Genomic DNA, 12,409 nt, shown 5'->3' with positions numbered 1-12,409 from the left:
CGGGAGCATGGTAGAATCACCTCCCTTCTCGCTTCCCTCCGATGGGTTCTGATTATGTTCTCGGGAATCGTTGCGGCCGTTGGCCGCATCACCGCTCTGACGCCTCGCAATGATGGCACGACCACGGTTCGCCTGACGGTCGATGCCGGTTCGCTCGACCTCGAAGACGTCGCCCAGGGCGACTCGATCGCCTGCAATGGCGTCTGCCTGACGGTCGTCGACAAGCAGCCCGGCGCCTTCTGTGTCGACGTCTCGCCGGAAACGCTGTCCTGTACCGTCGGTCTGGCCACGCCGGGCCGCATCAATCTGGAAAAGGCGTTGTGCCTGGCCGACCGTCTTGGCGGTCATCTCGTGTCGGGCCACGTCGATGGTGTCGGCACCGTGTTGCGCTTCGATCCGGTGGGCGACAATCGCCTGCTCGAAATCCGCGCGCCGGCAGCGCTCGCCAAGTACATCGCCCGCAAGGGCTCGATCACGGTCAATGGCGTCAGTCTGACGACCAATACCGTGGAGAATGCCGATTTCACAATCAACCTGATTCCGCACACGCTGGAGGCGACGACGCTCGGCGCGATCCAGGCGGGTGATCTCGTCAATCTGGAAATCGATCTGATCGCGCGTTATGTCGAGCGAATGCTCAGCGGCGATGTGTCCGAGTTGCAAAAGGAGAATGTCTGATGTCGCCGTTCAGTTCATCGCCGGCGATTGCGCCGATTGAAGATATCGTTGCCGAGTTGCGCGCCGGGCGCATGGTCATCCTCGTCGATGAGGAAGACCGCGAAAACGAGGGTGACCTGGTTCTTGCCGCCGAGCATGTGACGCCGGAAGCGATCAATTTCATGGTCACGCACGCACGCGGCCTCGTCTGCCTGACGATCACCGAAGCGCGGACCCGGCAGTTGGGCCTGGCGCCAATGGCGCGTGACAACAAGAGCCCTTACAGCACTGCGTTCACCGTCTCGATCGAAGCCGCCGAAGGCGTGACGACCGGGATTTCGGCGCAGGATCGCGCCAATACCATTCGTGCCGCCGTGGCGCGGGATGCCAAGCCCGAAGACATCGTCCAGCCCGGACACATTTTCCCGATCACGGCGCGTCCCGGTGGCGTGCTTGTCCGTGCCGGACATACCGAGGCTGGTTGCGATCTGCCGCTGATGGCCGGGCTTGAGCCTTCGTCGGTGATCTGCGAGATTCTCAAGGAAGACGGCACGATGGCGCGGATGCCCGATCTTGTCGAATTCGCCCGTCAGCATGGGCTCAAGATCGGTACCATCGCCGATCTGATCCAGTTCCGCAGTCGCAACGAGACGCTGGTCGAACGTACGGTGTCCAAGCCGGTGCGTACCGCGCGCGGCGAATTCATGCTGCATGCTTATACCGACCGGGCCAGCAACGAAGTGCATCTGGCGCTTGCCAAGGGTGACATTTCGCCCGATAAGGAAACCCTGGTGCGCGTTCACGAACCGCTCAACGTGCTCGATTTTCTTGATCTCGACAATGGTCGCCACGCGTTCTCGCTCGACAGCGCGATGCGTCTGCTGGCGGAGGCTGAGACCGGTGTTATCGTGCTCATGCGCCGCCATGACAATGAGCTGGATCTCGTCAAGGCGCTGTCCGAGGCGGCGCCGGCGAAGCGTCCGGTGGCCAAGTGGGACCCGCGCATCTACGGGATCGGCGCACAAATCCTGCGCGACCTCGGCGTGCGGAAAATGCGCCTGATGGCAAGTCCGCGGCGCATGCCGAGCATGACCGGCTTCGATCTCGAAGTGACCGGTTATGTTGCGACGCCGGACGAGCCGGATGCCGCCGCCCCCTGTCCCGCGAATCGATGACAGTCACGTTCTAGGAAAGGTCGAATCATGCCGCGCTTTGACAACATCTATGAATATCCGTCGAATCTCAATGGCGAGGGGCTGTCCGTCGGCATCGTCATGAGCCGCTTCAACCAGGACATCTGCGAGAGCTTGCTGTCGGCTTGCGTCGCCGAATTGCGGCGGCTCGGCGTCGATGACGGCGATATCGACATCGCGACGGTGGCCGGCGCGCTGGAAATTCCGCTCGTGCTCCAGAATATGGCGCAAAGCGACCGCTATGACGCGCTCATCGCGCTGGGCGCGGTGATCCGTGGCGAGACCTACCATTTCGAAGTGGTGTCGAACGATTCCTGCCGTGCGGTCATGGATGTGCAACTCGATACCGGCATTCCGGTTGCCAATGGCATCCTGACCTGCGAGAACGACGAGCAGGCGCTCGCACGGACGCGCGAAAAAGGCTCGGATTGCGCCCGAACAGTGATTGAAGTGGCGAACCTGCTGCGCGCCATGGACGAGAGACCCGTATGAACGAAGCAACGCCCAACAAGCCGGCCAAGCCGGTCAACAAGTCGCCGCGCCGCCGCGCGCGCGAGTTCGCCCTGCAGGGTCTTTACCAATGGCGCCTGAGCGGCAACGACGAGGCCGCCATTGAGTCGCATTTGCGCGATAGCGAGGAATTCGGCAAGGCCGACCGTGAGTTTTTCACCGGTTTGCTGCGCGGTGTGCTCGCTCAGGAGTCGGAATTGCAGGCGGCGCTGCAGGCCTATCTTGACCGGCCGTTCGGCGAGTTGTCGCCGATCGAGGCCAGTGTCCTGCTGGCCGGGGCCTACGAGCTGACCAATTATCCCGAAACCCCGTATCGCGTCATCATTAACGAGGCGATTGAACTGACCAAGGGTTTTGGCGGCACCGACGGCCACAAGTATGTCAATGGCGTGCTCGACAAGCTTGCGGCGAAATTGCGGCCGATCGAAGTCGAAGCCAAGCGCTCGGCGCGGACGAGCCGCTGACGCAATGCGTAGTGGCGCTGGTTTTCCGGCGTGTCCGGCGGCGTGATCCTGGCCATGCCCTCCGAGTTTTCGCTGATCGATCGTTATTTTGCCCGGGCAACGCCGCAGGCCGTGCTCGGGCCGGGTGACGACTGCGCTTTGCTGGCGCCCTCGCCGGGCATGGAATTGGCGATCACCACCGATATGCTCGTGTCGGGAACGCATTTCCTGCCCGATACCGATCCTTTCCAGCTTGGCTGGAAAACACTGGCCGTTAACCTGTCCGATCTGGGTGCGATGGGCGCCGTGCCGCGCTGGGTGCTGCTCGCCGGTAGCCTGCCCAAAGCAGACGAAGTCTGGCTCGCCGCTTTTTCCGAAGGCTTGTTCGCCTGTGCCGGCCGCTATGGCGTCGATCTCGTCGGCGGCGATACGACGCGCGGCCCCTTGAATCTGTGCATCACCGCGCTCGGTGAGGTGCCGGTCGGTACAGCCCTGCGACGTGATGCGGCTCGTGTCGGCGACGACCTCTGGGTGTCCGGCCGTCCGGGGCTTGCCGCCTTGGGCCTGGCGCAACTGCAAGGGCGCGCGTCCTTGCCCGGCGTGCTGGCGGCGCAGTGTATTCGCGCCTTGCAGCAACCCGTGCCGCGCGTCGAACTCGGTCTGGCGTTGCGCAGCGAGTCTTTGGCGCGTGCGGCCATCGACGTCTCCGACGGCCTGCTCGCCGATGTCGGGCATATTGCCGAACGCTCCCGGCTCGATCTCGAGGTTCTGGCCGAACACTTGCCCCCGTTGCCAGCCGGTGCGCCGGTCGATGCGGCGCGACATTGTCAGTTGGCCGGCGGCGACGACTACGAACTGGCGTTTACGGCGCCGTCCGAGAATCGTAGCGCGCTGGCGGCGCTGGCCGCAGGTCTCGATTTGCCGCTGTGGCGGATCGGCCGGGCGGTCGCCGGCAGCGGCGAGGTCCGCTTGCTCGACGCCGAGGGTCAGCCGGTGGCCTTGAAACAGAAAGGGTTCGATCACTTTGGTTAAGATCAAGACGGTCAGCGCGCGCCCGCCGCTGCGCTTTTTCCTGATGCATCCGGCGCGTCTTGTCGCCTGTGGCTTCGGCAGCGGCTTGTCGCCGTTCGCGCCGGGGACGGTCGGGACGCTGTTCGGCTGGGGAAGCTTCGTGCTCATGCGTCCGTGGCTGAGCGACATCGAGTTGCTGCTCCTGATTGCCGTCGCCTTCGTCGGTGGGGTGGTCGCTGTGCACAAGACCGGACAGGATCTCGGCGTGTGCGATCACGGCAGCATCGTTTGGGATGAGATCGTGCCGTTCTGGCTGGTCCTCGTGTTCTGCCCGCCAGGATGGCTCTGGCAGGGAGCGGCGTTCTTGCTGTTCCGCCTGTTCGACATCGTCAAGCCGCAGCCGGCGCGCTATTTCGACGAGCAGGTGAAAAACGGTTTCGGCGTCATGTGCGACGATCTCGTCGCCGCCGGCTATGCCGTCTTGGTGCTGGCCATCGCTCGCTTCCTGTTGTCATGAATCCACCCGATCAAGCCGCTCTCGAAGCGCTCGCCGAGCAGGTTGGCGATGCCCTGCGCAGCCAGGGGCTGCGGCTGGCGACGGCCGAGTCCTGCACGGGCGGTTGGGTCAGTCAATGCCTGACGGCGGTGGCCGGCAGTTCCGATTGGTTCGAGCGCGGCTTCGTCACCTATTCCAACGACGCCAAGCAGGAAATGCTCGGCGTGCCGGCGGAGGTGCTGATCCGGCATGGTGCGGTCAGCGAAGCGACAGCCGTGGCGATGGCCAACGGCGCGCTGGCGCATAGCCATGCCGATTGGGCGCTGGCAATCACCGGTGTGGCCGGACCCAGCGGCGGTTCGCCCGAGAAACCGGTTGGCTTCGTCTGCTTTGCCTGGGCCGGGCCGGCGGGGGCGGTGGCGACGAGCAGCCGGCGTTTCGACGGTGATCGTCAGTCTGTCCGGGCGCAGTCGGTCGAGTTTGTCCTGTCGGAATTGCGCGAGCGTGTGAAGACGATGACCGCAATCAGTTAACCTGGGAATAAAACTGCTGTATATAATCACAGTATTCGCTGTCGGGCGGGTAGACTTCCGGCGTCGGCGAACATGAGATAATTCATGCCAACCTGACCAAAGGACACGCAATGGACGACAACAAGGCAAAAGCACTGGCTGCGGCACTGGCTCAGATCGAAAAGCAATTCGGCAAGGGCTCGATCATGAAGATGGGCGAGGGCAGCGTCGAGAAGGATTTGCAGGTCGTCTCGACGGGTTCGCTCGGCCTGGACATCGCGCTCGGCGTCGGCGGTTTGCCGCGCGGCCGCGTCGTCGAGATCTACGGCCCGGAATCGTCCGGCAAGACGACGCTGACGCTGCAAGTAGTGGCGGAAATGCAGAAGCTGGGCGGCACAGCGGCGTTCATCGATGCCGAGCATGCACTCGATCCGACCTATGCCCAGAAATTGGGCGTGAAACTGGATGATCTGCTCATTTCGCAGCCCGATACCGGCGAACAGGCGCTCGAAATCGCCGACATGCTGGTGCGCTCGGGCAGTGTGGACGTGGTGGTCATCGACTCGGTGGCGGCGCTCGTGCCGAAGGCCGAAATCGAAGGTGAAATGGGCGACTCGCTCCCCGGTTTGCAGGCGCGTCTGATGAGCCAGGCGCTGCGTAAGCTGACGGCGAACATCAACCGGACCAATACGCTGGTGATCTTCATCAACCAGATTCGCATGAAGATCGGCGTGATGTTCGGCAGCCCCGAAACGACGACCGGCGGCAACGCACTCAAGTTCTACGCCTCGGTGCGCCTCGACATCCGTCGCATCGGCGGCATCAAGAAGGGCGACGAGGTGGTCGGCAACGAAACCCGCGTCAAAGTCGTCAAGAACAAGGTGTCGCCGCCGTTCCGCGAAGCCCTTTTCGATATTCTGTACGGGGAAGGCACATCGCGCGAGGGCGAAATCATCGAACTCGGTGTGGCGCACAAACTCGTCGAGAAATCGGGGTCCTGGTATGCCTATGCCGGCGAGAAAATCGGCCAGGGTAAGGACAACGCGCGCGAGTTTCTCAAGGCGAATCCGCAGATCGCAGCCGAAATCGAGGCCAAGATCCGCGCCGCCGTCAACGTGCCGTCGGCGAAGCCGGCGGTCGAAGGCTGACCGGCGGAAACGCCATAGCGGGCCATGGACACCTCCTTGCGCGAGCGTGCCGTGCGTCTGCTGGCCCGACGTGAGCATTCGCGGGCCGAACTGGCGCGCAAGCTCGGCCCGCATGCCGAGTCGGCGGAAGCGCTCGATGCCGTGCTCGACGATCTCGTCGCCCGTCGCTTGCTGTCTGACGAGCGCTACGTCGAAGCGCGGCTGAATGTGCGCGCGGCCCGCTTTGGCAACGCGCGTCTGGCGCAAGAGTTGAGAACGCAGGGCGTCGACGACGATCTGGTCAGGAGTGCGTTGGCGGACTGCGAGGAAGAGTGGGTGCGTGCCTGCCAGGTGTGGCGTCGCCGCTTCGGTGACCGACCGGCATCGGCGGATGCCGCCGGGCGGGCGAAGGAGATGCGCTTCTTGATGAGCCGGGGGTTTTCCGGAGAAACGATCCGTCGCGTTTTGCGCGGCGATTTGAGTGATGACTGATGATGGCCGAGACTGACAAAAACAAGAGTACGCTGGCGACGACCCACCTGCAGAAAAGCTACAAAAAGCGCAAGGTGGTCCAGGATGTCTCGCTCGAAGTGTGCAGCGGCGAAGTGGTGGGCCTGCTCGGTCCGAACGGCGCCGGCAAGACGACCTGCTTCTACATGGTCGTCGGCCTGGTCGCCTGCGATGCCGGCGACGTTTTCGTCGATGGCGAGCGCATCACGCACCAGCCGATCCATCGGCGCGCGCGCATGGGGCTCTCGTATCTGCCGCAGGAAGCCTCGGTCTTCCGCAAGCTGTCGGTGATCGAAAACATCCGTGCTGTGCTTGAGTTGCAAAATATCTCGGCCGAGGAGGTCGAGCGGCGGGCCGAAGATCTGCTCGCCGAACTTCATATCGGACACATCCGCAACAGTCCGGCAGCGGCGCTGTCGGGCGGCGAGCGACGGCGCGTCGAAATCGCCCGCGCACTCTCGACCAATCCGCGCTTCATCCTGCTCGACGAGCCGTTCGCCGGGATCGATCCGATCGCCGTGCTCGACATCCAGAAGATCATCCGCTTCCTCAAGGATCGCAACATCGGCGTACTGATCACTGACCACAACGTCCGCGAGACGCTTGGCATCTGTGATCACGCCTACATCCTCAATGAAGGTACGGTTCTTGCTGCTGGTCGGCCAGAGGAAATCATTTATAATGAAAGCGTGCGTAAGGTGTATCTGGGCGAGAACTTCCGCCTCTGAGCGCAACGCTCGTTTTTCCACAATGTAAAACAACAGGCGGGTCGATCCTTTCACGTATCCGGTGACCTGTTCGGCTCCGACATGAAACCATCCCTACAACTCAAGCTGTCGCAACATCTCGCGCTGACGCCGCAGCTGCAGCAGTCCATCCGGCTATTGCAGCTATCGACGATCGAGCTTGAGCAGGAACTGGAGAAGTATCTCCAGGAAAATCCCTTGCTGGAGCGCGCCGAGGAAGAATACGCCTCGGGCCCGTCGTCGTCGGAGGCCGAGGCGCCGATGAGCGGCGGGGACGCTGCCGCCACCGAGGACGCGGGGGAGCCGGCACCGACATCGTCGGCAGCGGAGGACGAAAGCTGGTTCGGCGAGGAGGGTAATTTCGCCGGGGCGAGCGGATCCTCAGGATCGTTCGACGACGACGACAACGATTATCAGGACGTTCAGGCGGCAACGACTTCGCTGCGCGAACATCTTTCCTGGCAACTCGGTTTGATGTGCCTGGAAGAGCGTGACCGTGTCCTTGTGCAATGCCTGATCGATGCGCTCGACGATGACGGCTATCTGGCCCAGTCGCTCGAGGAACTGGCTGGCGTTTTGCCGGCTGAACTGGAAATCGAGCCGGAAGAGCTGCAAATCGCTCTGCGGCATTTGCAGAATTTCGATCCGACCGGCGTCGGCGCCCGTAATGCGCAGGAATGCCTGCTGCTGCAACTGACTGCCCTGCCGGTCGACGACACGCGCGAACTGGCCATCCGGATCGTGCGTGATCATCTCGAGCTGCTTGCCGGTCGGGACTTTGCCAAGCTGAAAAAGCTGTTGGAATGCGATGACGAAGCGTTGCGCCAGGCCCAGTTCCTGATCCGCAGCCTCAACCCGCGCCCCGGCAGCAAGTATGCCGCGCTCGATGCCCGCTATATCGTACCGGACGTGGTAGTGCGCAAGCTGCGCGGGCAATGGACCGTCAATATCAATTCGGACGCCTATCCGAAGCTGCGCATCAACAGCCTGTACGCCCAGATTCTCTCGCGCCACCGTGGCTCGGGCCTGTCGGGGCAACTGCAGGAGGCGCGCTGGCTGATCAAGAACGTTCAGCAGCGTTTCGACACCATTCTTCGCGTCGCGCAGACGATTGTCGATCGTCAGCGCCAGTTTTTCGATCACGGTGAAGTCGCCATGCGGCCGCTGGTTCTGCGCGAGATCGCCGAAATTCTCGGGCTGCACGAGTCGACGGTGTCGCGCGTGACGACCCAGAAATACATGGCGACGCCGCGCGGGATCTTCGAACTGAAGTATTTTTTCGGCAGTCACGTCGCCACCGAAACCGGCGGCGCCTGCTCGGCAACGGCGATTCGGGCCCTGATCAAACAGTTGGTCAGCGCCGAAGACACCAAGAATCCGTTGTCGGACAGCCAGTTGTCGGAAGTCCTCGGGCAACAGGGCATTGTGGTCGCCCGGCGAACGATAGCAAAATACAGGGAATCACTCGGTATTCCGCCGGTCAAACTGAGACGAACGATTTAATGGGCGTGGTCATGTATCAGCAACGCGCTCGCGGTGCCAATCCCGCGAATCAACACCCCCGGGCGGCCCTGGTGGCGGTCAAGGGGCAATCTGATGGCTGTGAAAGCAGCTGACAACACAAAAAAGGAGTCATACCATGAACCTGCAAATTACAGGACACCACCTCGAGGTTACCCCGGCGATTCATGACTATGTTACCGGCAAGCTCGAGCGCGTCACGCGTCATTTCGACAGCGTGATCGACGTCGCCGTGATCCTGTCGGTGGAGAAGCTGAAGCAGAAAGCCGAGGTCACGGTTCATCTATCCGGTAAGGACGTGCATGTCGAAGCGATCGAGGAGGATCTCTATGCCGCCATCGACGTTCTTGCCGACAAACTCGATCGACAGATCCAGAAGCACAAGGAAATTCAGAAAGATCATCACCGCGGCCAGAAGATAGGCCATAACATCTGATTGCGTTCTGATGCCGGGCAGCTGATCGCGTTCGCGCGATCAGCTGCCCGGTTCTTACTGCCCCCACCCGAATCGTCTCGCCCGTATCGTCGCCTATGAGCCAGCTCCTCCGTTTGCTTCCTGTCGAAAACATTCTTCTTGATCTTCAAGCGACCAGCAAGAAGCGGGTTTTCGAAAGCGTCGGCCTGTTGTTCGAGAACAATCAGGGGATTGCTCGCAGCACCGTTTTCGAAAGCTTGTTCGCGCGCGAGAAGCTCGGCTCCACCGGGCTCGGTCATGGCGTTGCCGTACCGCACGGTCGCATCAAGAATCTCAAGGAAGCCAAGGCGGCATTCGTTCGTCTCGCCGCGCCGGTTCCCTTCGAGTCGCCGGACGGAAAGCCGGTGTCGATCTTTTTTGTCCTGCTCGTGCCCGAACATGCCACCGAGTTGCACCTGCAGATCCTGTCGGAACTGGCCGAACTGTTCTCCAACAGCGCGTGTCGCGAAGCCTTGCGCGAGGCGACGAGCGTCGAGCAGGTTCGCAAGCTATTTTCACCTGAGAGAGTCCCAGCATGAGCTCGACGCGCGCTTTCAGCATTTCTCAGCTTTTTGAAGACCACGCCGAAAAGCTCAAGTTGAAATGGGTGGCTGCGGAAGGCGTCGATCGAAATCTGGAATTGACCGAGCCGGAATTTTTCGGCCCCGATGTCGTCGGCCATTTCAATCTCATCTACAGCCACCGCGTCCAGGTCATCGGGCAGGCCGAACGGCGCTGGGCGGAACGCGCAGGCGAGGATCACTGGCAGCGCCATCTCGATGAGATGATGCAGGCCCGGCCGCCCGGGATGATTATTGCCGACGCGCTCGATCCGGGCCAGGACCTGCTCGATCGTTGCGAAAAAAAGGGGGTGCCGCTGTTTTCGACGCCGAAGCCCTGTGCACAGGTGATCGATCACCTGCACCTTTACCTCGCCCGCCAGTTCGCCGAAACGCTGTCGGTGCATGGCGTCTTTATGGATGTCTATGGCATGGGCGTGCTGATTACCGGCGATGCCGGCGTCGGCAAGAGCGAACTCGCGCTCGAACTCATTTCGCGTGGCCACGGATTGGTTGCCGACGATGTCGTAGAGTTGGCACATACCGCCGCCAATACCCTCGAAGGGCGCTGTCCCGGTATGCTGCGCGACTATCTCGAAGTGCGCGGACTCGGCTTGCTGAATATCCGGACGATCTTCGGTGAGACTGCAGCGCGACGGAAAATGAAGCTTAAGCTCATCGTGCATCTGCAGAAGCAGGCCCCCGGCGGGAATACACCGCGCCTGCCGCTCGACTCGCAGACGCAGGAAATTCTCGGCGTTTCCGTTCGCAAGGTGGTGTTCCATGTCGCGCCGGGACGTAACCTGGCGGTGTTGCTTGAGGCGGCCGTGCGCAACTGCATTCTCCAGTTGCGCGGAATCGACAGCATGAGCGACTTCATCGACCGCCAGCAACGCGCAGTGCTCGACGGCGAGTAAACCGCGTTCCGGCAGGGCTTGCCAGCCCTGCCGATTCAGGCGCGCAACGTCGGCGTCGGCTGACGCCTTATGACTCGCTACGCTGGATCGTGACGACGCTGGTCGCCGGTGGCAGCGACTCCTGGAACGGATCGTCGAAGACCAGATCGCCACCGTCCATGGCATCGAGCGTCTGGCCGACGCGCAAATCCTTGAAACCGAACAGCGCGGTGTCGGCGAGGTGCGAGGGGACAATGTTCTGCATCGCGGTGAACACCGACTCCGTCCGTCCCGGGTAGCGCGTGTCCCATTCCGCCATCATTTCGCGGATTTTTTGCCGCTGCAGGTTGCTTTGCGAACCGCAGAGATTGCACGGAATGATCGGGAATGCCATGCCGCGTGCATAGCGCGCGATATCGTGTTCGCTGCAGTAGGCGAGCGGACGGATGACGACATGCGCGCCGTCGTCGGTCAGCAGCTTGGGCGGCATACCCTTGAGTTTTCCGCCGAACAGCAGGTTGAGGAAGAGCGTGTGAACGATGTCGTCGCGATGGTGGCCTAGCGCGATCTTGTTGGCGCCGAGTTCCTTGGCCGTGCGGTAGATCACGCCACGGCGCAGGCGCGAGCAGAGCGAGCAGGTGGTTTTTCCTTCCGGGATCTTTTCCTTGACGATGGAATAAGTGTCCTGCTCGACGATACGGTAGTCGACGCCGAGTTCGGCGAGATAGCGGGGCAGCACGTCGGCGGGGAAACCGGGTTGTTTCTGGTCGAGATTCATGGCGATCAGCCTGAAATTGACCGGTGCGCGTCTCTGCAGGGCCATCAGGATCGAGAGCATGGCGTATGAATCCTTGCCCCCGGAGATGCAGACGAGCACGGTGTCGCCGTCCTCGATCATGTTGTAGTCGGCGATGGCTTTGCCAGCGGCGGTTTCCAGCCGCCGTGAGAGGCGCTGCAGCGTCTTTGAATTTTCCACGGGAATCCTACGGGTGAATGCGATGAAGAAAAAAGCTAGAGGTGGGCGGTGCGACCGCCGTCGACATTGATGACCTGGCCGGTGATGTAAGGCGCATCGGCGAGCAGGAAGCGGACCGTACGGGCGATGTCGTGCGGACTGCCTTCATGCTTGAGCAGGGTGTGCGCGACGATTTCCGCGCGTTCGGCGGAGTCGAAATCGTCGCCGCCTTCGGGCCAGAGAATCGGTCCCGGTGCGACCGCATTGACGCGGACATCGGGGGCGAGTTCGATGGCCAGTGCGCGCGTCAGACCGAGCAAACCGGCTTTGGCGGCGCAATACAGCGGGTAGCCGGCCATCGGCCGCTCGGCGTGAATATCGGTGATGTTGATGACGGCGCCATGACTCTCGCGCAAGTGTGGCGCGGCGGCCTGGGCAAGAAAAAGCGGTGCCTTGAGATTGCTGCCCATGAGGTCCGTCCAGGCCGCCTCGTCGATCGTGCCGAGGGGGGTGGGGAAGAAGCTCGAAGCGTTGTTGACCAGTGCGTCGAGGTGCCCGAAGTGCGCCACGCTTTGGTCAACGAGTGCGGCCAGCGCTCTCACGTCGAGCAAATCTGCGTGCAGGCAGCAGGCGGAACCTGAGCGTTCCTCGTTGAGGGCCTCGGTGAGGGTCCGCGCCGCTTCGGCGGCATGCCGGTAGTGCACGACGATATTGCATCCTGCGCCGTGCAGTTCGCGGGCGATGGATCGCCCCACGCGTTTGGCTGCGCCGGTTATCAGTACCGTTTTTCCGATCACCCGCCGTTCCTCGTCACGAAT

16 protein-coding genes are annotated in these 12,409 nt (G+C 62.1%); 14 read left to right on the top strand and 2 right to left on the bottom strand.

What is annotated here, in order from left to right; all coding sequences use genetic code 11:
* The first annotated feature begins 54 nt into the window (after positions 1 to 54).
* The 14 genes from BLR25_RS01515 (at position 55) to hprK (ending at position 10,657) form a co-directional block, all read left to right on the top strand.
* Complete coding sequence (locus BLR25_RS01515; RefSeq protein ID WP_091932341.1) at positions 55 to 678, top strand: riboflavin synthase; 624 nt, start codon at positions 55 to 57, stop codon at positions 676 to 678.
* Positions 678 to 1,832, top strand: a complete 1,155-nt coding sequence (gene ribBA / locus BLR25_RS01510; RefSeq protein WP_091932339.1) for a bifunctional 3,4-dihydroxy-2-butanone-4-phosphate synthase/GTP cyclohydrolase II — start codon at positions 678 to 680, stop codon at positions 1,830 to 1,832. The genes BLR25_RS01515 and ribBA overlap by 1 nt, the downstream gene beginning before the upstream one ends.
* A gap of 27 nt (positions 1,833 to 1,859) precedes the next feature.
* Entirely contained in the window at positions 1,860 to 2,342 is a 483-nt protein-coding gene (gene ribH, locus BLR25_RS01505; RefSeq protein ID WP_091932337.1) for a 6,7-dimethyl-8-ribityllumazine synthase, read from the top strand.
* Positions 2,339 to 2,824: a transcription antitermination factor NusB gene (nusB, locus tag BLR25_RS01500; protein WP_091932336.1), complete on the top strand. Its 486-nt coding sequence runs from the start codon at positions 2,339 to 2,341 to the stop codon at positions 2,822 to 2,824. Before ribH ends, nusB begins: the two co-directional genes overlap by 4 nt.
* A gap of 54 nt (positions 2,825 to 2,878) precedes the next feature.
* On the top strand, positions 2,879 to 3,835 hold the full coding sequence (thiL, locus tag BLR25_RS01495) for a thiamine-phosphate kinase (protein WP_091933609.1): 957 nt from the start codon (positions 2,879 to 2,881) through the stop codon (positions 3,833 to 3,835).
* Between the two features lie 43 nt (positions 3,836 to 3,878).
* The gene (locus BLR25_RS01490) at positions 3,879 to 4,331 is read left to right on the top strand and encodes a phosphatidylglycerophosphatase A family protein (protein ID WP_091933606.1); all 453 of its coding nucleotides are present in this window, start codon (positions 3,879 to 3,881) and stop codon (positions 4,329 to 4,331) included.
* Positions 4,328 to 4,843: a CinA family protein gene (locus tag BLR25_RS01485; RefSeq protein ID WP_091932335.1), complete on the top strand. Its 516-nt coding sequence runs from the start codon at positions 4,328 to 4,330 to the stop codon at positions 4,841 to 4,843. The genes BLR25_RS01490 and BLR25_RS01485 overlap by 4 nt, the downstream gene beginning before the upstream one ends.
* 110 nt (positions 4,844 to 4,953) lie before the next feature.
* A complete protein-coding gene (gene recA, locus BLR25_RS01480; protein WP_091932332.1) occupies positions 4,954 to 5,970 on the top strand; it encodes a recombinase RecA in 1,017 nt (338 codons plus the stop codon).
* Positions 5,971 to 5,994: 24 nt separating this feature from the next.
* Complete coding sequence (gene recX, locus BLR25_RS01475; RefSeq protein WP_091932329.1) at positions 5,995 to 6,441, top strand: recombination regulator RecX; 447 nt, start codon at positions 5,995 to 5,997, stop codon at positions 6,439 to 6,441.
* Complete coding sequence (lptB, locus tag BLR25_RS01470; protein WP_425438673.1) at positions 6,441 to 7,187, top strand: LPS export ABC transporter ATP-binding protein; 747 nt, start codon at positions 6,441 to 6,443, stop codon at positions 7,185 to 7,187. The genes recX and lptB overlap by 1 nt, the downstream gene beginning before the upstream one ends.
* 81 nt (positions 7,188 to 7,268) lie before the next feature.
* Positions 7,269 to 8,708 carry an RNA polymerase factor sigma-54 gene (locus tag BLR25_RS01465; RefSeq protein WP_091932328.1) on the top strand — a complete coding sequence of 480 codons (1,440 nt, stop codon included), beginning with the start codon at positions 7,269 to 7,271 and terminating at the stop codon, positions 8,706 to 8,708.
* Between the two features lie 136 nt (positions 8,709 to 8,844).
* Complete coding sequence (gene hpf, locus BLR25_RS01460) at positions 8,845 to 9,162, top strand: ribosome hibernation-promoting factor, HPF/YfiA family (protein ID WP_091932327.1); 318 nt, start codon at positions 8,845 to 8,847, stop codon at positions 9,160 to 9,162.
* Between the two features lie 95 nt (positions 9,163 to 9,257).
* On the top strand, positions 9,258 to 9,719 hold the full coding sequence (locus BLR25_RS01455; protein WP_091932326.1) for a PTS sugar transporter subunit IIA: 462 nt from the start codon (positions 9,258 to 9,260) through the stop codon (positions 9,717 to 9,719).
* Positions 9,716 to 10,657, top strand: a complete 942-nt coding sequence (hprK, locus tag BLR25_RS01450) for an HPr(Ser) kinase/phosphatase (protein ID WP_091932325.1) — start codon at positions 9,716 to 9,718, stop codon at positions 10,655 to 10,657. The genes BLR25_RS01455 and hprK overlap by 4 nt, the downstream gene beginning before the upstream one ends.
* Before the next feature lie 67 nt (positions 10,658 to 10,724).
* On the opposite strand, the gene ttcA is transcribed toward hprK, so the two are convergent.
* Both ttcA and BLR25_RS01440 read right to left on the bottom strand, forming a co-directional pair.
* The gene (gene ttcA, locus BLR25_RS01445; RefSeq protein WP_091932323.1) at positions 10,725 to 11,612 is read right to left on the bottom strand and encodes a tRNA 2-thiocytidine(32) synthetase TtcA; all 888 of its coding nucleotides are present in this window, start codon (positions 11,610 to 11,612) and stop codon (positions 10,725 to 10,727) included.
* A 35-nt stretch (positions 11,613 to 11,647) separates the two neighbouring features.
* A complete protein-coding gene (locus BLR25_RS01440) occupies positions 11,648 to 12,346 on the bottom strand; it encodes a pteridine reductase (RefSeq protein ID WP_245715445.1) in 699 nt (232 codons plus the stop codon).
* Positions 12,347 to 12,409: the final 63 nt, after the last annotated feature.

The sequence above is a fragment of the Propionivibrio dicarboxylicus genome, from assembly GCF_900099695.1.
GTDB classification, from domain to species: domain Bacteria; phylum Pseudomonadota; class Gammaproteobacteria; order Burkholderiales; family Rhodocyclaceae; genus Propionivibrio; species Propionivibrio dicarboxylicus.
Note: the sequence above shows the minus strand (reverse complement) of the source record. Positions and strands in the feature narration are given on the sequence as shown.